This window comes from Frankia sp. CgKIO3, from assembly GCF_977946435.1.
Genome location: NZ_CDWTMO010000085.1, coordinates 1 through 17,905, shown reverse-complemented (window position 1 = coordinate 17,905; position 17,905 = coordinate 1). Strand labels below are relative to the sequence as shown.

Below are 17,905 nucleotides of genomic sequence, written 5' to 3'. Positions count from 1 at the left end.
CTAGACGGCGCCGAAGCCCACCCGTCGGGTCGTGGTCGCGGCGATCTCTACGTAGGCCAGCGACGCGATCGGCACTATCACCTGCCGGCCCTTGTCGTCGACGAGGGTCAGCACCCCGTTGTCGGCTTTGACCGCCTCATTCACCAGCGCGGCGACAGCCTCCGGGGACTGGCTGCTCTCCAGCACCAGCTCCCGACTGACCTGCCGGACGCCGATCTTGACCTCCACCCGATGACCTCCGCCTTCGTCGGACCTACCGCCGGCGGACGAGAGCCGCCGATCTTGAATCACCGCCCACACTATGGCTTCCGGGACTTCTCGACCGCGGCAGGGGCGGCGTGTTCGCTCCGGGCACACCCGCTCACCCGACAAACGCTCACCCGGTACACCCGGTGCGCCGGACGACGTCAGCCGGCGGGGGGCACCTCCTCGTGCGGCTCCGTGTTCGTGCGCGTGGCATCCCGGTGCTCCTGGCGGGGGTAGCCGCCGATGCCGCGCCAGGCCAGCTCCACCATCGACTCGATGGCCCGTTCCTTTTCCACGGTGGCACCGCGGACCAGCCACCAGCGCGACGCCGTCTCGGCCAGCCCGACCAGCCCGACCGCGAGCAGATCGGCCTCGTCCTGGGGCAGCCCGGTGTCGGCGACGATCGTCGCGGCGATGGCCCGCACGCACTGGGCGAAGGCGGTCTCGATGCGCTGGCGGACCGCGGGCTCGTTGCGCAGGTCCGACTCCAGCACGAGCTGGTGCGCCCCAGAGGGGTCGTTGACGAAGTCGAAGTACGCTCGGATGGACCGGGCGATGCGCGCGTGGTTGTCCGAGGTGGAGGCGAGCGCGTCTTGGACGCTCGTCACCAGCTGGGTGGCGTGCTCGTCGAGCAGCGCGAGATAGAGCTCGAGCTTGCCGGGGAAGTGCTGGTACAGCACCGGTTTGCTGACGCCGGCCCGCTCAGCGATCTCGTCCATCGCCGCCGCGTGGTAGCCCTGGGCGACGAAGACCTCGCGGGCGGCTCCCAGAAGCTGGAAGCGGCGCGCGGTGCGGGGGAGCCGGGGAGCCCTGCCCGGTCGTGTGTCGGGCGGGGCTGGCTCGGCGGTCACCGGCGCACCTCCTGGCTGATGGCGCACCTCCTGGTTGATGCGGTCAACAGTACCCGCGGGGTCCGACCGGCCGGCGTTCGTCGAAACGAAACCAGCCGGCCTGCCCGTCGCTCGCGCGGGGTGGCGCCGGGTCAGCGGTAGTCGGGTCAGCGGTAGTCGTCGTCCTCGTCGGTCTCGACCACGATGCTCTGCTCGACGACGTCGTACTCGTCGGCCTCGACGGGTGGTGCCGAAGGTAGCCAGCACGGCGCCGGGTCGGCCGGACGTATCTCCCGGGCCTGCTCGACGGCGTCGGCGTCGGGCGCCTCGATCGGGAGATCGGATGCCGGAAGGTCGGTGGGTGCTTCCATGGGGACGTCCTCCTGCGCTCGTCGTTACGGCGACCCGCTGGGGCGGGCGCCGGAAATGGACGATCCGAACCTGTCCAGGGTCCGGATCGCGATGTGCCCGGAACGGGTGGTCCTCACGCGCCATCGGCCGGGCCGGCCTCGTCACGGACGTGGCGGTGGTGTCCGTCACTCATCCCACTCCCGGCTCCCGCGCCGTTCCCGGCTCCGTGCCCCGCTCGCACCAGGCTTCCCGTCCTGGGTACGTTCCGCCCTCCTACACATATGGCCCCCGCCGGCCATCGGTGTTCTCCGGCGTGTCTCCAGGGCGGCTGGTGCCCTGGAGATTTTCGCCTGCTGATAGGTTCAAGCTTTTCGCCTGTCTGGCTTACTCGTGGGCTTCCGGTGGGACACCATAGGGGTACGTGACGTGAGGGGCGAACATGCGTGCGACCTGGAAGGGCGTGATCTCCTTCGGCCTGGTGTCCATCCCGGTGAGGCTCTACTCGGCGACCCAGGAACGGGATGTCGCGTTTCACCAGGTTAGACGGTCGGATGGGTCTCGTATCCGATACCGGAGAGTGGCGGAGGCCGATGGGGACGAGGTCAACTACGCCGACATTGCCAAGGGCTACGAGCTGCCGGACGGGAAGACCGTCGTACTCACCGACGAGGACTTCGCGAATCTCCCGCTGTCCACCTCCCGGGCGATCGACGTGCTGGAGTTCGTCCCGTTGGAGCAGGTCGACCCGATCTACTTCGCGAAGAGCTACTACGTCGAGCCCGACCGCACCGGCGCCAAACCCTACGTTCTCCTTCGCGACGCGCTGGCCGCCTCGGGCCGTGTCGCGCTGGTGAAGATAGCCCTGCGGCAACGCGAGCAGCTCGCGACGCTCCGGGTGCGTGGCGGCGTCTTCGTCCTGGAGACCATGGTCTGGCCGGACGAGGTGCGGCAACCGGACTTTCCGTTCCTCGAGGAGGACATCGCGGTGCGCCCGCAGGAGCTGTCGGTGGCCGCCTCGCTCATCCACACCCTGGCAGCCGACTTCGACCCCACCAGGTACACCGACAACTACCGTGAGGTCCTGCAGGCCGTGATCGACGCGAAGGTCGCCGGTCGCGAGGTTGTGGCCTCGCCGGGCGGGCTGGCCGGCGAGGCGGTCGGCGACCTCATGGCGGCGCTGCGCGCGAGCATCGCCGCCGCCCGCGCCGGACGGCCCGGCGAAGCGGCCGTGGCTGGTGGTGCGGCCGGGGTCACCGACAAGGCGGCGGCCGGGGTCACCGACAGGGTGCCCGACGGCAAGGGGTCCGACGAGGCGTCCGGTGACGAGGCGTCCGATGGGCTGCGGGGCGGCCGTACCTCTTCGGTCAAGGGTGCCTCGTCGGCCCCGGGCACGAGGTCGACCGCCCGGAAGACGCCGTCCTCGACGAAGAGCACCGCGAAGACGAACGCCACGAAGACGCCGCCCGCCAAGACCTCCGCGGCCAAGACCACCTCCTCGAGGACGGCCTCAAGGACGCCGACCTCGAAGACGCCCCCGACGCGGCGATCCGCCTGAAGACCTGAGGAGCGGTCCCCGTGCGACCTGAGGAGCGGTCCCGGCGCGGGAGCCGGGGGCAGGTGGCGGCAGGGAACAGGTCCGTTAGGTGCCGTGGGGCTGGTTGCCGTGGGGCCGGTGGGTACCGGGCGGTCAGCGACGGAAGGGCGGTCAGCGACGGAAGGCGTCCTTCGCCTTCTCCCCGGCGTTCTTGAGGTCGGCGACGCCGCGTTCTCCCCGGCCCTCCGCCTGCAGGTCCCGGTTCTCGGTGGCCTTGCCGGCCTGTTCCTTGGTCCGCCCGCGGAGCTCCTGCACCTTGTTCCTGACCTTGTCAGTGAAGGACACTGCACTCAACTCCTCACTGTATGTGCGGCGGTTCGGAAGAGGTCTACCCGTGTGGCGGCTGCGGGAACACTCCGGGGACGCCGTGCGCTGCACTGAAGGGCTGACCGTCGCGATGCCCGACATGCACCCGTGATGAGGGACCTCCCGGCGGATGGCCCAAATCCGGCGAGGCCGCGTCGCGCTGTGGCATCGTCGAAGGACGACACCGAACGCGAGGAGCAAGCGTGTCCCTTCCGCCCCTGGTCAACCCCGCCGAGGGGCTGACCGTCGATGAGATCCGCCGGTACTCTCGACATCTGATCATTCCGGATGTCGCCGTGGACGGCCAGAAGCGGCTGAAGAACGCCAGGGTGCTGGCGGTCGGTGCCGGTGGCCTCGGCTCGCCGACGCTGATGTACCTGGCCGCCGCCGGCGTCGGGACGCTGGGCATCGTCGAGTTCGACACCGTCGACGAGTCGAACCTGCAGCGTCAGATCATCCACGGCCAGTCCGACGTCGGCCGCTCGAAGGCGGAGTCGGCCCGCGACTCGGTTCGCAACATCAACCCGTACGTGAACGTCGTCCTGCACGAGACCCGGCTGGACGCCTCCAACGTCATGGAGATCTTCAGCGGATACGACCTCATCGTCGACGGCACGGACAACTTTGCCACCCGCTACCTGGTCAACGACGCCGCGGTGCTGCTCGGCAAGCCCTACGTCTGGGGTTCGATCTACCGCTTCGACGGCCAGGCCAGCGTCTTCTGGGCCAAGCACGGACCGTGCTACCGCTGCCTCTACCCGGAGCCGCCGCCTCCTGGCATGGTCCCCTCCTGCGCCGAGGGCGGGGTGCTGGGTGTGCTGTGCGCCTCCATCGCCTCCATCCAGACCACCGAGGCCATCAAGGTGCTGACCGGGATCGGTGATCCGCTGGTCGGTCGGCTGATGGTGTATGACGCCCTGGAGATGACCTATCGGTCGATCAAGGTCCGCAAGGACCCGGAGTGCCCGTTGTGCGGGAAGAATCCGTCGATCACCGAGCTGATCGACTACGAGGCGTTCTGCGGGGCGGTCTCGGAGGAGGCGCAGTTGGCCGCCGCCGGCTCGACGATCACCGCGGGCGAGCTCAAGAGCTGGCTGGACGCCGACGAGCCGATCGAGCTCGTCGACGTCCGTGAGCCGGCCGAGTGGGAGATCGTCCGGATCCCCGGCGCGCGCCTGATCCCCAAGGGGGACCTGCCCGCGCACCTCTCCGAACTGCCGCAGGACCGTCGGGTGGTCGTCTACTGCAAATCCGGGGTGCGCTCGGCCGACGCGCTCGCCACGCTGAAGGGCGCCGGCTTCTCCTCGGCCGTGCACGTCCAGGGTGGCGTGACCGCGTGGGCGACCCAGGTCGACAAGTCGCTGCCGGTCTACTGAGCGCCGGACGAGCCACGGAGCCTGGACGAGCCACGGGGAGCCTGGATGAGCGGGCCCGGCGTGACGCGCCGCCGGCGAGCCTCTCCGCCGGGTTCGGTACCCGGATCTCGCTCGGCGGCGCGCCGGGTCCGCACGCCCTCGAGGTGCTGGACGCGGTGGCGCGCATCCCGCCGGGCAAGGTGATGACCTATGGCGACGTGGCCGAGTACGTCGGCGCCGGGTCGGGGCGCACGGTCGGAGCCGTGCTGTCCCGATTCGGCGACGAGGTGCCCTGGCACCGGGTGATCCGGGCGACCGGGGAACCGAACCCGGCCGCACCGGTCGAGGCCCTGCGCCGGCTCGTCGCCGACCGGACGCCGCTGCGCCCCGGAGGCGACCGGGTCGATCTCGCCGCGGCCCGGTGGGACGGTTCTCCGGCCTGACCGCCCGCGGGCCCGGTCAGCGGGCGGCCATGCCGCCGTCGGCCAGATAGACGCTGCCCGTGACCAGGGAGGCCCGGTCGGACAGCAGGAAGACGACGACCTCGGCCACCTCGTCGACCGTGCCCAGTCGGTTGATCGGCGAGAACAGCGCGGCTCCGCGCCGCGGCCGGCCGTTGGCGTGCAGCAGCGGGGTGTCCACGAAGCCCGGCGCCACCGCGTTCACCCGGATGCCGCGGATGGCGTAGTCCAGGGCGGCCGTCTTGGTCAGCCCGATGACCCCGTGCTTCGCGGCGACGTAGGGCGCCGACCCGGCGAACCCGACCACCCCGAGCACCGAGGCCATGTTGACGATCGAGCCTCCGCCGTTGCGCAGCATCGCCGTGATCTCGGCCCGCATGCTGTAGAAGACGCCGGAGAGGTTGACGTCCAGCACCCGCTGCCAGTCCTGCGCCGGGGTGGTCTCCACCGGCTCGCGCCCCGCGCTCACTCCCGCGTTGTTCACTGCCAGGTCCAGCCGTCCGAAGGTGCCGACGGTGACCTGGATGGCGCGTTTGAGCGAGTCGGGATCGGTGACGTCCGCCTCCAGGGCGAGCGCCTCCCCGCCACCGTCCTCGATCGTCGCCACCACCTCCTTGACAGCGTGCGCGTCGAGGTCGGTGGCGACGACCCGGGCGCCCGCTCTCGCCAGTCGGCGGGCGCAGGCGGCGCCGATGCCGGATCCCGCCCCGGTCAGGAGCGCGACCTTGTCGCTGCACTCGGTCATGACTGAGGACACTGCCATGTCCTGACGCGCACGCGTGAGAGGTCCCCCGAGTGTCCGGTCCCCCGAGTGTCCCGGTGATGACCGAGTGTCCCGGTCGTCGACACACCGCGGTCCCACCGCCGACCCGCTACGGACGCCGACCCGCCGCGGGGCCGGCGGAGTTGGCGGAGTTGGCGGAGTTGTCGGACCCACGTGATGTGCTTTGCCCGTGGTCGTCCTTCCTGCCCCCGCACCCGCCGCCCCGCGTCCCGGCTACCGGCTGGTCGCCGCCCCGGTCGCGCCGCCGCGCCCGCTCGTCCTGGATGCGGCGCAGCGCGCGGTGGTTGAGCACGGCGGCGGGCCGCTGCTGGTGCTCGCCGGGCCCGGCACCGGGAAGACGGCCACGCTCGTCGAGGCGGTCGCCGCGCGGATCGAAGCCGGGGCGGATCCGCGGTCGATCCTGGTCCTCACCTTCAGCCGGCGAGCTGCCGGCGAGCTGCGGGAGCGGATCATCGCACGGCTCGGTGCCGAGGGCGGGGCCGGCGGAGGTCCCGGGGCGTGGACGTTCCACGCCTGGTGCCTGGCGCTGCTGCGCGCGCACGAGCGGCCGGCCCCGCCGGGCGGGCTCCGGCTGCTGTCCGGCCCGGAGCAGGACAGTCGGCTGCGCGATCTCATTGAGGGTTCCCGCGAGGACGGCCGGCCCGTCTGGCCCGAGCCGCTCGTGGGTTGCCTGCGCACCTGCGGTTTCACCGAGGAGGTGCGGGCGCTGCTGGCCCGCGCCCGCGAGGTCGGGCTCGAACCGGTCGCGCTGGTGCAGCTCGCCCGGCGTACCGGCCGCCCGGACTGGGCCGCCCTCGCCGAGTTCTACGAGATGTACCTCGACGTGTTCGGGTTCGAGGGGGCGGTCGACTACACCGATCTCGTCCACCGGGCCGTGGTCGTCGCCGAGAGTGCCGAGGGGGGCGCCTGGCTGCGTGGGCGCTACCGGCACGTCTTCGTCGACGAGTACCAGGACACCGATCCGGCTCAGGAACGCCTGCTGGGGGCGGTGGCCGGCGGTGGTGGCAACCTCGTCGTGCTGGGCGACCCGGACCAGTCGATCTACGCCTTCCGGGGGGCCGAGGTCGCCGGCTTGCTGGGCTTCCCGGCCCGGTTCCCCCGCCTTGACGGCGAGCCGGCGCCGATCGTCGCGCTGCGGCGCTGCCGGCGGATGGCCCCGGCCCCGCTGGCGGCGAGCCGGCACGTGGCCCGGCGGATCCCGGCCGCCGGGCTTCCGGCGGCCGCGATCCGGGCACACCGTGACCTCGTCGGGCGCGTCGACGCCGACGCCGGCCAGGTGCAGGCCCGCACGTTCCCGGGCGCTGGCGCGGAGGCCGAGTCGGTGGCCGACCTGCTCCGTCGCGAGCATCTGGAGAACGGCGTCGCCTGGGACGCGATGGCGGTCCTGGTCCGCGCGGCCGAGCGGATCGGCCGGTTGCGCCGCGTGCTGGCCGCCGCCGGCGTTCCGGTCAGCGTCGACGGTGACGACCTGCCGGTCGCCCAGGAGCCGGCCGCCGCCCTGCTCCTGCTGGCGCTGCGCTGCGCGGAGGATCCGGCCGGGGCGCTCACCGTCGACGCGGCGCGCACCCTGCTCACCTCGCCGCTCGGTGGAGCGGACCCGGCCGGGCTGCGGGCGCTGGGCCGGGCGCTGCGCGCCTTCGAGCGCGACGCGGGGTCCGAGTATCCGGCGCCGTCGGCGGAGCTGTTGCGGGCGGCGATCGCCGAGCCCGACCACTGGCTGGCGACGATCCCCGACGACCTGGCCGGGCCGGTCCGGCGGGTCGGCGGTCTGCTGCGGACGGCCGGTCAGGCGTTGCGGGACTCCTCGGGCGCCCCGGAGGACGCCCTGTGGGCGCTGTGGTCGGCGAGCGAGTGGCCGGCGCGGCTGCGATATGCCTCGGCGGCCGGGGGCGCCGCCGGGCGCGCGGCCGACCGTGACCTCGACGCCGTCGTGGCGCTCTTCGATGCCGTCACCCGGCTGGGCCAGCGGCGCGGGCCGGGCGGTGGCGTCGCCTCCCTGGTCGCGGAGCTCACCCGCCAGCAGATCGCCGGGGACGTCCTCGAGCCGGCCGGGGAGTCCGTGCGCCGCCGCGGGGTGCGGCTGCTGACTGCCCATCGCGCCAAGGGGCTCGAATGGGAGGTCGTCGCCGTCTGCGGAGTGCAGGACGGCACCTGGCCCGACCTGCGGGAGCGGCATTCGCTGCTCGGCGCGGAGCAGCTCGACGCGCCGTCCCGGGGCGGGTTGCGCCCGCCGCTGACCCGCCAGGACCTGCTCGCCGACGAACGTCGGCTGTTCTACGTCGCGCTGACCAGGGCGCGGCGCCGGCTGATCGTCACCGCGGTGAACAGCCCCGAGGACGACGGCAGCCTGCCGAGCCGCTTCCTTGAGGAACTGGGTGTAGCGGTGGAGCATGTGCCCGGTCGCCCGGTCCGGCCGCTCACCCTGGTCGGCCTGGTCGCGACCCTGCGCCGGCTGGCGACGGAACCGGGCTCGAGCCCCGCGATGCGCTCCGCCGCGCAGGCCCGCCTCGCCGCGCTCGCCGGGGCACGGGACCAGGCGGGCCGGCCCCTGGTGCCGGCCGCGCACCCGGACACCTGGTGGGGGCTGCTCGACCCCACCACGTCGGATATTCCTGTCGTCCCGGTGGCCGGGCCGATCCGGCTGTCCGGCTCGTCGCTGTCGAGCATCGGCGCCTGTTCCCTGCGGTGGTTCCTCGAGCACGAGGCGCACGCGGTCACCCCGGCCTCGACCGCGCAGGGATTCGGCAAGGTGGTGCACGCCCTGGCGGACGAGGTCACGACCGGGCGGACCCCGGCCGACCTCGCCGCGCTCGACGCCCGGCTGAACACGGTGTGGCGGCAGCTGGACTTCGACGCCCGCTGGCGCTCCGATCAGGAGCGCGCGGCCGCCCGCGAGGCGCTCGCCCGCTTCCTGGACTGGCACGCCGCCGAGCGCGGTCGGTGCGTGATCGACGCGGAGGTCAGGTTCTCCTGCGACCTGCGGGTCGCCGGGCGGGACGTCCAGTTGCGCGGATTCATCGACCGGCTCGAACTGGACGAGGCCGGCCGGGTCCACGTCATAGACTTCAAGACCGGTCGGACCGCGGTCGCTCCTGCCGAGCTCGCCACCCACCCCCAGCTGGGCAGCTATCAGCTCGCCGTGCGGGCCGGCGCGCTCGACGATGTGCTCGCGGCCGCGGCGCCGGATCAGCCCCGGCCGGTGCCTGGCGGGGCGGAGCTCGTCCAGCTCCGGCGGGATGCCGGCGGTGCGGCGGCCGGCCCGCGGCTGCCGGGGGAGCGGCCTGGCCCGCCGGAGGTCCAGGCCCAGGATGCGCTGCCTCCCGACGGCGCGACCTGGATGGACGAGGTGCTCGACGCGGCGGTGCGCACCATCGACGCCGAGGCGTTCCGGCCGACGCCCGGCGACCACTGCACGCTGTGTACCTTCCAGACGAGCTGCCCCGCGCGGCCCGAGGGACGTCAGGTGGTCGAGTGAACCCGCGGGTGGAGCAGCCGGGCGCGGGCGCCCACGTGACGATTCTCCGCCAGCCGTTCCTGCCCGGTTTCGACGGCGGCGTCGACGGTGACCCGGCGGGCGGCGTCGCCGGTCCCCGGCTCGACCCGGATGACCTGCGCGACCTGCTGGAGGTCCCGTACACCGACGAGCAGATCGCCGCGGCCACCGCTCCGCTCGAACCGGGGGTCATCATCGCGGGCGCGGGATCCGGCAAGACCTCGGTGATGGCCGCGCGGGTGGTCTGGCTCGTCGCCACCGGGCAGGTGCGGCCCGACCAGGTGCTCGGACTGACCTTTACGACGAAGGCGGCGGCGGAGCTGTCCGGTCGGGTGCGGCTGGCGTTGCGCAAGGCGTCGGCCGGGGCGGGCCCGGGTGGACCGGCCGCGGACGGCGAGGTGGACGGGGAGCCGACCGTCGCCACCTACCATGCCTTCGCCGGGCGGCTGGTCGTCGACAACGCCCTGCGGCTGGGGCTGGAGCCGGACCTCCAGCTGATCTCCGGCGCGGCCCGCTACCAGCTCGCCGCCCGGGTCGCCCGTTCTCACGGCGGGAAGGTGGAGGCGCTGACACGTTCGCTGGGCGCGCTCGTCGGCGAGCTCGTCGCGCTGGACGCCGAGATGAGCGAGCACCTGGTCGATCCGGCGGGCCTCGTCGCGTTCGACGGCGCGCTGCTCGCCGAGATCGACGCGGCGCTGCGGCGCGCCGAGCAGCGGCGGGGCACCCGGGGCGTCCGCCGGGAGCTGCGCCGGTGCTCGGCCGCAGCCCGGGGGCGCCGGGAGTTGGCCGCTCTGGTGGCGGAGTACCGGGCGGCCCGGCGGGAACGCGACGTCCTGGACTTCGGTGACCAGGTCACCTGTGCCGCGAGGCTCGCCGAGACCATGCCGGAGGTCGGTCGGGCCGAGCGGGCGCGGGCCGGTGTCGTCCTGCTTGACGAGTACCAGGACACCTCGGTGGCCCAGCGGCGGATGCTCACCGGCCTGTTCGGCGGCGGGCATCCGGTCACCGCCGTCGGCGACCCCTGCCAGGCGATCTACGGCTGGCGCGGGGCGTCGGTGGCGAACCTCGACCACTTCCCCACGCACTTCCCCGGGGCCGACGGCACGCCCGCGGCCGTCTACGAACTGTCGGTGAACCAGCGCAGCGGCGGCCGGCTGCTCCGCCTCGCCAACACCGTCGCCGCACAGCTGCGGGCCCGTCACCGCGTCGTCGAGCTCCACCCGCGGCCCGACGTGGCTGAGCAGGGCGAGGCGGTGGTCGCGTTGCACGTCAGCTGGGCTGATGAGGTGGCCTGGATCGCCGACCAGCTCCGCCGGGTGGTCGACGCCGGCACCGCTCCCGGCGGCATCGCCGTGCTGGTCCGGGCCCGTGGCGACATCCCCGCGCTGTTTACCGCGATGCAGGCGGCCGGGCTGCCCGTCGAGGTCGTCGGGCTGACCGGGCTGCTCATCGTCCCGGAGGTCGCCGAGATCGTGGCCATGCTGGAGGTGCTCGACTCGCCGACGGCGAACGCCGCGCTCGTCCGGCTGCTCACAGGGCCGCGGGTGCGGCTCGGCCCCCGGGATCTCGCCGCGCTCGGCCGCCACGCGCGCGAGGCGGCGCGGGTCCCGGACCCGGTCGGCGATCCGGACCTGCCGGGACGGTCCGATCCACTCGCCGAGGCGGTCGCCGACGTCGACCCCGCCGACGTCGTCGCCCTGTCGGACGTCCTCGACGACCCCGGGCCGGAGATGTCCGCGCCGGGGCGCGTCCGGGTGCGCCGGCTCGCCGCCGAGATCGCCGCGCTGCGTGGGCACGTCGGCGAGGGCCTGCTCGACCTGCTGCACCGGGTGGTCGCGACGATCGGGCTGGATGTGGAGCTCACGGCGACCGAGGTGGCGGTGCGGGCCCGGCGCCAGGAGAACGTCGCGGCCTTCCTGGACGTGGCCGCGGGTTTCACCGATCCCGACGGCACGAACTCCCTGCCCGCGTTCCTCGGATTCCTCCGGGCGGCGCGGGAGCACGAGCGGGGTCTCGACGTCGCCGGGCCGTCCGGGGCCGACGCGATCGCCCTGATGACGATGCATCGTTCCAAGGGCCTGGAATGGGAGGTCGTCGCCGTCCCGAACCTGACCAGCAAGGTGTTCCCCGACCTGACCGTGCGCGACCAGTGGACCACCTCCCCGGGCGTGCTGCCGATCCCGCTGCGCGGCGACGCCGACGATCTGCCGGCGTTCACGGTCTCCGCCGAGAAGGCCGCCCTGGACGCTTTCCGGGCCTATGCCCGTCAGTACGCCGAGCGGGAGGAACGCCGGCTCGCCTACGTCGCGGTCACCCGGGCGAAGTCGCTGCTGTTCGCGAGCGGGCACTGGTGGGGACCCACCCAGAAGACCCCACGCGGTGCCTCGGTGTTCCTCGACGAGGTCGCCGAGCACGCCCGCACCGGCGGTGGGCGGGTCGACGTCTGGGCGCCGGAGCCGGCGGAGCGGACCAACCCGGCGCTGGCGACGCCGGAACGGTTCGCCTGGCCGATCCCCTACGAGCCGGAGCCGTACGCCCGGCGCCTCGCCGCGGCCGAGGGGGTCATGGCGCGGCTGGCCGCGCTGAGCGTACCGGGGGCGTCGGCGGAACCGGCCGGGGAACCGTTCGTCGACGATCCGGCCGGGATGACGGCGGCCGAGCGCGCCCTGCTCGCCGAGCTCGACCGGGAGGCCCGGCTGCTGCTCGCCGAGGAACGCGCGGCACGCCTCGCGCGGACCGATGTCGCCCTGCCGGCGAGCCTCACCGCGTCCCAGATCGTCCGGCTGCGCGCGGACCCGGAGGCGTTCGCCCGTGAGCTGGTCCGGCCGCTGCCGCGCCGTCCGGTGGCCGCGGCCCGGCGCGGCACCCGGTTCCACGCCTGGGTTGAGGAGATCTTCGACTACCGTGCACTGATCGACACCGAGGATCTGCCCGGCGCGGCCGACGCGGAGCTCACCGACGACGATCTGCGCTCGCTGCAGCAGGCGTTCCTGCGTACCGAGTACGGTGCCCGGCGGCCGTTCGCGATCGAGGAACCCTTCGAGCTCCGCCTTGCCGGGCGGATCGTGCGCGGTCGCATCGACGCCGTCTACGACCTCGGCGGCGGTCGCTGGGAGGTGGTCGACTGGAAGACCGGCCGGTTCGATGCCGACGATCTTCAGCTCGGGATCTACCGGCTGGCCTGGGCCCGGCTGCGGGGCGTCGACCCGAGCGCGGTCGACGCCGCCTTCCTGTACGTGCGCACCGGCGCCGTTGTCCGGCCCCCGACGTTGTCCGAGGAGGAGCTCGCTGACCTGCTCGCGAGTCCGAGCACCGGGCCCGCCGCGGGTCAGGCCCGCGGGTCGGCGAGGTCGACGGACAGCGCCAGGTGATCCGAGATGGGCACGCGGCGGGCCTGCACGGCGATGATCCTGCCTACCGGCCCGCGGGCCAGCACATGGTCGAGCTGCACCCGCGGGGAGTGCGCGGGGTAGGTGGGCGTCACCGCCAATCGGCGCCAGCGGGTGAGCGCGGCCGGTAGCCGGCCGGGCAGGTTCAGATCGCCCAGCAGGACCAGCGGCCCCGGGACGTCCGCGAGCCGGCGGGCCAGCCGGCGCAGTTGCACGGCGTTCCACCCCGGCACGAACGACAGATGGGTGTTGACCACCGTCAGCGGGCTCCCGGCCGACTCCACCCGCGCGGCGATCGCGGCCCGCGGCTCGTCGTCGAGCATGATCAGATGTCCCCGCCTGCCCGGACCCCCCGGTATCGCCATCGGGGACCGCACCGGCGCCCGGCCGAGGTCGATCACCCGCCACTCGCGGACGGGCAGCCGGCTGATCAGAGCGATGCCGTACGCCGGCTCGTCGTCCCGGCGCTGCCCGTCAGCCGGCCGCCAGCCCACGCCGGGCGTGCCGAAGATGGTGGGGACGAACCGCCAGTCGTCGTCGCCGGCTCCGATCACCGCCGCCGCCTCTGCGGCGAGGTCCAGCCCACCCGATCGTGGCTGGTCGAGATCGACCTCCTGGAGCCCGAGGACGTCCACGTCGAGAGCGGAGACGGCCGCGGCGAAGCGGGCGGGCTCGACCGTCCCATCCGTGAGCGACAAGCCGTGCATGATGTTGAAGGAGCCCAGCCGCACGCCTGGACCGTATCGGATGCGAGGTCCGTCACGGCCCGGGTGACCGACCCCGCACCGCCGCGAGACGGCGGGAGCCCGGGCCCCGGCCCTCGTCCGTGTCCTCGCGGACCGCGGCACTCACCGGGTCGGTGGCCACGTCCTCGGCGGCCCCGGCGCGCAGCACCAGTTCGAGATCGAAGCGGGTGTCAGGGTCCTCCAGGCATGGTCCGAACAGCTCGCGAAGCTGGTTGACCCGGTAGCGGACGGTCTGCGGATGGATGTGCAACCGCTCGGCGATCAGCCCGCGCTGACCCCGCAGGGTCAGCCAGTGCAGGAGGGTCTCGGCCAGCCGTTCCCTGGTCCGGCAGGGCAGCCCGTCGAGGGGAGCGAGCCGGCGGGACGCAAGGTCGGTGATGAGCCCGGGGTCGCTGGCCAGCAGCAGGGCGCTGAGATGTTCGTCGGTGAACAGGGGGTCGGCCGCGGCGATGCCGCGAAGCCGCCCGGCGCTCCGGGCATCGCAGGCGAACCTCGCCCGCGCCGCGCTCGCCGCCGCCTGCCCCCACGGCACGGCCGGTCCCACCACCGCGGCGAGCCCGGCGAGCTGTTTCGCCAGTGCCGCCCGGGTGGCCGCCCGCTCGGTCGAGCCGACGAACACCCAGATGTCTCCCCCCTGCACGGCGCGCGGGCAGCCCGAGGGCAACCGGGAGGGGAGCGAGCCTGCCCAGGGGTCGGCCTCGTGGTCGGCCTCGCTATCAGCCGGGTGGGTGCCCGGATGGCCGGCCGGGTGGGTGGCCGCGGAACCGGTCGGGGCGGGGACGAGCACGGCGGCCAGCCGGCCGGGCAGCCGCACGCTGCCGGAACGGGCGACCTGCGCGATCGCCCTGCCGGTCGCGCCGGACAGCAGCATCTCGCCCAGCCGGTCCCACAGCCGCTCCAGTTCACCGGCCGCGGTGTACTGCTCGGACGCGTAGCCCTCGGCGGAGGCCGCGGAGATGCTGTCGATGTAGGCGAACATCATCTCGGCGAGGGACACCAGCGCCGGGCCGTCCAGCCCGCCGCGGCGGGCCGCCGCCTCCCCGAGGCGGCGCCAGGAGACGCGGGCGCCCACCCGGTAGGCGCTCAGCAGGTTGTCCAACGACCGTCCCGCGTACACCTCGCCGCGGCCGAGACGGACATAGACCTCCCGGCTGGCGGCGAGGTCGAGAGTGCAGTGGGGACCGGCCTCGACCAGGCTGAGGAAGCGGAACAACGCCTCGTCGACTCCCCGGCGCACCCCATGGCCGAACTTGCCCTCCAGCGGGCGCGCGTAGGCGGGAACCTCTCGGGCGATCGCGGCGATGATCTCTTCACCCAGAGCGTCGAACTCGGCGGCGAGGATCTCGCTCAGCCCGGCTGGAAACTGTCCCATGGGAACAGTTTGCCGCCCGACAGTCGCAATCTCCCGCACCTCGTCCTCTGGGCGGGCCGCCCGTGGCCGTCTGAGCGGGGCCGCCCGTGATCGTCGCCGGCGGCCGGCGGAATCGGCTCCGGGCGGGCCGGGGCACGGCCTCCCGTGGCCATGACTTGGGATGGGTGTCCTCTTCGCCACCGGCGCGGCCCGCCGGGCAGTAGCGTTGGCAACTGTGTCCCCGCCTAGAGAACCCGGCCCGGCCGCGTCCACCGCGATGAAGTCGGCCCTGCCGGCATCCTCCTATCCGATCGAGCGGACCCGGCTCGGTAACGGCCTGCGCGTGCTGCTCGCCCCCGACCACACCGCGCCGGTGGTGGCCGTCTCGGTGCACTACGACGTCGGGTTCCGATCCGAGCCTGAGGGCCGTACCGGATTCGCTCACCTGTTTGAGCACCTGATGTTCCAGGGCAGCGAGAACGTCGGCAAGGCCGAGCATCCGAAGCACGTCCAGGCCGCCGGCGGAATCTTCAACGGATCGACGCACCCGGACTACACGGACTATTTCGAGCTGCTCCCGGCCGGGGCGCTCGAACTGGCCCTGTTCCTGGAGGCGGACCGGATGCGGGCACCGAAGATCACTCGCCAGAAGCTGGACAACCAGATCGCCGTGGTGCAGGAGGAGATCCGGGTCAACGTCCTGAACCGCCCCTACGGGGGATTTCCCTGGATCAAGCTGCCGCCGGTCGCGTTCGACACCTTCCCGAACGCCCACAACGGCTACGGGGATTTCTCCGAGCTCGAGGCTGCGAGCCTGGACGACGCCGAGGATTTCTTCGACAAGTACTACGCACCGGGCAACGCCGTGCTGACCATCGTCGGCGACATCGACCCGGAGGAGACGCTTACCTTCGTCCGCCGGTACTTCGGTGACATCCCCGCCCGCTCGGTGCCGACGCGGGTGAGCTTCGCCGAGCCGGTGCCGAGTACCGAGCGCCGGGCGGTGCTCACCGACCCGCTCGCGCCGCGCGCCGCCTTGGCGGTCGGCTACCGGGTGCCCGACCCGATCGACGACCTGTCCACTTACCTGTCCTACTACCTGCTTACCGAGATCCTCAGCGACGGCGACGCCAGCCGGCTCGAACGCCGCCTGGTGCAGAAGGACCGTTCGGTCATCGGGGTGAGCACCTACCTCGGCACCTTCGGGGATCCGTTCGAGCAGCGTGACCCGCTGCTGCTGACCCTGGAGGCCCGCCAGTCCGAGGACGCGAGCGCGGACGCCGTCCTCGCCGCCGTCGACGAGGAACTGGCGCGGCTGGCGGGTGAGGGCCTGGCGGACGGCGAGCTGGAGCGGGTGCAGGCGCGGGTGGCGTCCTCGCTGCTGCGTGAGTCCGACGACGCGCTGGGACGGGCACTCGCCATGGCTGTGCACGAGCTGCAACGGGGACGTCCCGAGCTGGTGAACGAACTGCCCGCGGAACTGTCCGCGGTGACCGGGGAGGCCGTCGCCGCGGCCGCCCGGGCGCTTCTCGACCAGGGCCGCTCGGTCCTGGAGCTGCGTGCCGGCGCCGCCTCATGAGCGGCAGCGCGCTGAGCTCGACGACCATCCGGGCGGCGGTCATCCCGGCCGTGCGCCCGACCGTCCCGGCGGAGCTGCCGGCTGTCACCGACCACACTCTCGACAACGGTCTGCGGGTGCTGGTGGTGGAGCGGGCCAGTGTGCCCCTGGTCGAGGTGCGGCTGCGGATCCCGTTCGCCGGCGTCGGCGCCGTGCACCAGGCCCAGGCCGAGGTGCTCGCGGAGACGCTGTTCACCGGATCACACCGCTTCGACCGGGTGGGCCTGGCCACCGAGGTCCAGCGCCTGGGCGGATCGTTGTCGACCGGGGTCGACGCCGACCGGCTGTCCATCGTCGGTTCCGCCCTCGCGGTGAACCTCGAACCCCTGTTGGGAATCATGGCCGAGGTGCTCCTCGGTGCCACCTACCCGGACGACGAGGTCACCGGCGAACGTGACCGGATCGTCGAGGACACGGCGATCGTCCGCAGCCAGCCCGCGGTCATTGCCCGGGAGGCGCTGCTCGGCCGGCTCTTCGGTGACCACCCCTACGCCACCGGCATCGCCGAGCCGGAGACCGTCGGACAGGTCGGCCCCGAGGACGTACGGGCCCTGCACACCGAACGGATCTCCTCGGCCGCCGCGATCCTCACCCTGGTCGGGGCCGTGCCGGCGTCGCGTGCTCTCGCGGCGGTCTCCGCCGCGCTCGGCGGTTGGACGGGCGGGCCCGCGCGGGCCGTCCCGCCGGTCCCGGCCCTCACCACCGGCCCGATCGTCATCGTCGACCGTCCGGGTGCCGTGCAGACCAACATCAGGCTGGGCGGACCGGCCCTGGGCCGCTCCGCGCCCGGATACCCGGCGCAGCGGCTGGCGAGCACCATCTTTGGTGGTTACTTCAGTTCCCGGCTGGTCAACAACATCCGCGAGGACAAGGGCTACACCTACTCCCCGCGCAGCTCGATCGATCACTACCAGGCGGGGTCACGGTTCACCGTCGCCGCGGACGTCGCCACCGAGGTGACCGGGCCCGCGTTGCTGGAGATCTTCTACGAGCTCGGGCGGATGGCGGTTCTACCGCCCAGCGAGGAGGAGCTCGACGCCGCCCGCCAATACGCCGTCGGCACGTTGGCACTGGGCAGTGCGACCGCCGCCGGTCTCGCCTCGACGCTGTCGGCGCTGGCCGGGGCCGGGATCGGGGTCGAGTACCTGCGTGATCACCCGCGTGCCCTCGCCGAGGTCGGCGTGGGCGACATCCAGGCGGTGTCGGCGGGCCTGCTCGCCCCGGCAAAGCTGATCACGGTGCTCGTCGGGGACGCGGCCAGGATTTCCGCGGCCGTGGGGGCACTGGGCATCGTCGCGTCCTGAGCATCGGGCCCGTACCAGTCCCCGGGGTCCCGGTCCCGGGGTCCCGGGTCCGGCGGGGCGTGCTCAGTGCCTGGTGG

General features: G+C 73.3%; 14 protein-coding genes. 7 read left to right on the top strand and 7 right to left on the bottom strand.

Annotated features, from left to right (window positions below):
• The 3 genes from AC08OJ_RS11480 to AC08OJ_RS11470 form a co-directional block, all read right to left on the bottom strand.
• Positions 1-228 carry a DUF3107 domain-containing protein gene (locus AC08OJ_RS11480; RefSeq protein ID WP_476592727.1) on the bottom strand — a complete coding sequence of 76 codons (228 nt, stop codon included), beginning with the start codon at positions 226-228 and terminating at the stop codon, positions 1-3.
• A gap of 179 nt (positions 229-407) precedes the next feature.
• Positions 408-1,097 carry a TetR/AcrR family transcriptional regulator gene (locus AC08OJ_RS11475; RefSeq protein WP_476592726.1) on the bottom strand — a complete coding sequence of 230 codons (690 nt, stop codon included), beginning with the start codon at positions 1,095-1,097 and terminating at the stop codon, positions 408-410.
• Between the two features lie 146 nt (positions 1,098-1,243).
• Positions 1,244-1,447: a hypothetical protein gene (locus AC08OJ_RS11470; RefSeq protein WP_476592725.1), complete on the bottom strand. Its 204-nt coding sequence runs from the start codon at positions 1,445-1,447 to the stop codon at positions 1,244-1,246.
• 419 nt (positions 1,448-1,866) lie between these two features.
• Between AC08OJ_RS11470 and ku the strand changes: the two genes are divergently transcribed.
• Positions 1,867-2,982 (top strand): non-homologous end joining protein Ku, encoded by a 1,116-nt coding sequence (gene ku, locus AC08OJ_RS11465; protein ID WP_476592724.1) that lies wholly within the window; start codon positions 1,867-1,869, stop codon positions 2,980-2,982.
• Between the two features lie 150 nt (positions 2,983-3,132).
• Here ku and AC08OJ_RS11460 read toward each other — a convergent pair whose 3' ends face one another.
• On the bottom strand, positions 3,133-3,306 hold the full coding sequence (locus AC08OJ_RS11460; protein ID WP_462186501.1) for a CsbD family protein: 174 nt from the start codon (positions 3,304-3,306) through the stop codon (positions 3,133-3,135).
• Between the two features lie 224 nt (positions 3,307-3,530).
• Here AC08OJ_RS11460 and moeZ point away from each other — a divergent pair, with 224 nt between their 5' ends.
• The gene (moeZ, locus tag AC08OJ_RS11455; protein WP_462186500.1) at positions 3,531-4,703 is read left to right on the top strand and encodes an adenylyltransferase/sulfurtransferase MoeZ; all 1,173 of its coding nucleotides are present in this window, start codon (positions 3,531-3,533) and stop codon (positions 4,701-4,703) included.
• Positions 4,664-5,125, top strand: a complete 462-nt coding sequence (locus tag AC08OJ_RS11450) for an MGMT family protein (protein ID WP_476592723.1) — start codon at positions 4,664-4,666, stop codon at positions 5,123-5,125. The genes moeZ and AC08OJ_RS11450 overlap by 40 nt, the downstream gene beginning before the upstream one ends.
• 16 nt (positions 5,126-5,141) lie before the next feature.
• On the opposite strand, the gene AC08OJ_RS11445 is transcribed toward AC08OJ_RS11450, so the two are convergent.
• Positions 5,142-5,888 (bottom strand): SDR family NAD(P)-dependent oxidoreductase, encoded by a 747-nt coding sequence (locus tag AC08OJ_RS11445; RefSeq protein WP_476595711.1) that lies wholly within the window; start codon positions 5,886-5,888, stop codon positions 5,142-5,144.
• A gap of 208 nt (positions 5,889-6,096) precedes the next feature.
• Between AC08OJ_RS11445 and AC08OJ_RS11440 the strand changes: the two genes are divergently transcribed.
• Positions 6,097-9,402 carry an ATP-dependent helicase gene (locus tag AC08OJ_RS11440; protein WP_476595710.1) on the top strand — a complete coding sequence of 1,102 codons (3,306 nt, stop codon included), beginning with the start codon at positions 6,097-6,099 and terminating at the stop codon, positions 9,400-9,402.
• Positions 9,399-12,791, top strand: a complete 3,393-nt coding sequence (locus tag AC08OJ_RS11435) for an ATP-dependent helicase (RefSeq protein WP_476595709.1) — start codon at positions 9,399-9,401, stop codon at positions 12,789-12,791. Before AC08OJ_RS11440 ends, AC08OJ_RS11435 begins: the two co-directional genes overlap by 4 nt.
• Here the strand turns inward: AC08OJ_RS11435 and AC08OJ_RS11430 are convergent.
• Both AC08OJ_RS11430 and AC08OJ_RS11425 read right to left on the bottom strand, forming a co-directional pair.
• Positions 12,749-13,540: an endonuclease/exonuclease/phosphatase family protein gene (locus AC08OJ_RS11430; protein WP_476592719.1), complete on the bottom strand. Its 792-nt coding sequence runs from the start codon at positions 13,538-13,540 to the stop codon at positions 12,749-12,751. The two genes, AC08OJ_RS11435 and AC08OJ_RS11430, sit on opposite strands and share 43 nt — an antisense overlap.
• 28 nt (positions 13,541-13,568) lie before the next feature.
• On the bottom strand, positions 13,569-14,927 hold the full coding sequence (locus tag AC08OJ_RS11425) for a PucR-like N-terminal domain-containing protein (protein WP_476592718.1): 1,359 nt from the start codon (positions 14,925-14,927) through the stop codon (positions 13,569-13,571).
• 256 nt (positions 14,928-15,183) lie between these two features.
• Between AC08OJ_RS11425 and AC08OJ_RS11420 the strand changes: the two genes are divergently transcribed.
• Positions 15,184-16,485, top strand: coding sequence for a M16 family metallopeptidase (locus AC08OJ_RS11420; protein ID WP_476592728.1), 1,302 nt, complete (start codon positions 15,184-15,186; stop codon positions 16,483-16,485).
• The gene (locus AC08OJ_RS11415) at positions 16,482-17,828 is read left to right on the top strand and encodes a M16 family metallopeptidase (RefSeq protein WP_476595708.1); all 1,347 of its coding nucleotides are present in this window, start codon (positions 16,482-16,484) and stop codon (positions 17,826-17,828) included. The genes AC08OJ_RS11420 and AC08OJ_RS11415 overlap by 4 nt, the downstream gene beginning before the upstream one ends.
• Positions 17,829-17,905 lie beyond the last annotated feature (77 nt).

Coding starts and splice junctions, on each gene's coding strand:
- AC08OJ_RS11470 (WP_476592725.1), bottom strand. CDS start 1,447: ATGGAAGCACCCACCGACCTTCCGGCATCCGATCTCCCGATCGAGGCG.
- ku (WP_476592724.1), top strand. CDS start 1,867: ATGCGTGCGACCTGGAAGGGCGTGATCTCCTTCGGCCTGGTGTCCATC.
- AC08OJ_RS11445 (WP_476595711.1), bottom strand. CDS start 5,888: ATGACCGAGTGCAGCGACAAGGTCGCGCTCCTGACCGGGGCGGGATCC.
- AC08OJ_RS11425 (WP_476592718.1), bottom strand. CDS start 14,927: ATGGGACAGTTTCCAGCCGGGCTGAGCGAGATCCTCGCCGCCGAGTTC.
- AC08OJ_RS11420 (WP_476592728.1), top strand. CDS start 15,184: ATGAAGTCGGCCCTGCCGGCATCCTCCTATCCGATCGAGCGGACCCGG.
- AC08OJ_RS11415 (WP_476595708.1), top strand. CDS start 16,482: ATGAGCGGCAGCGCGCTGAGCTCGACGACCATCCGGGCGGCGGTCATC.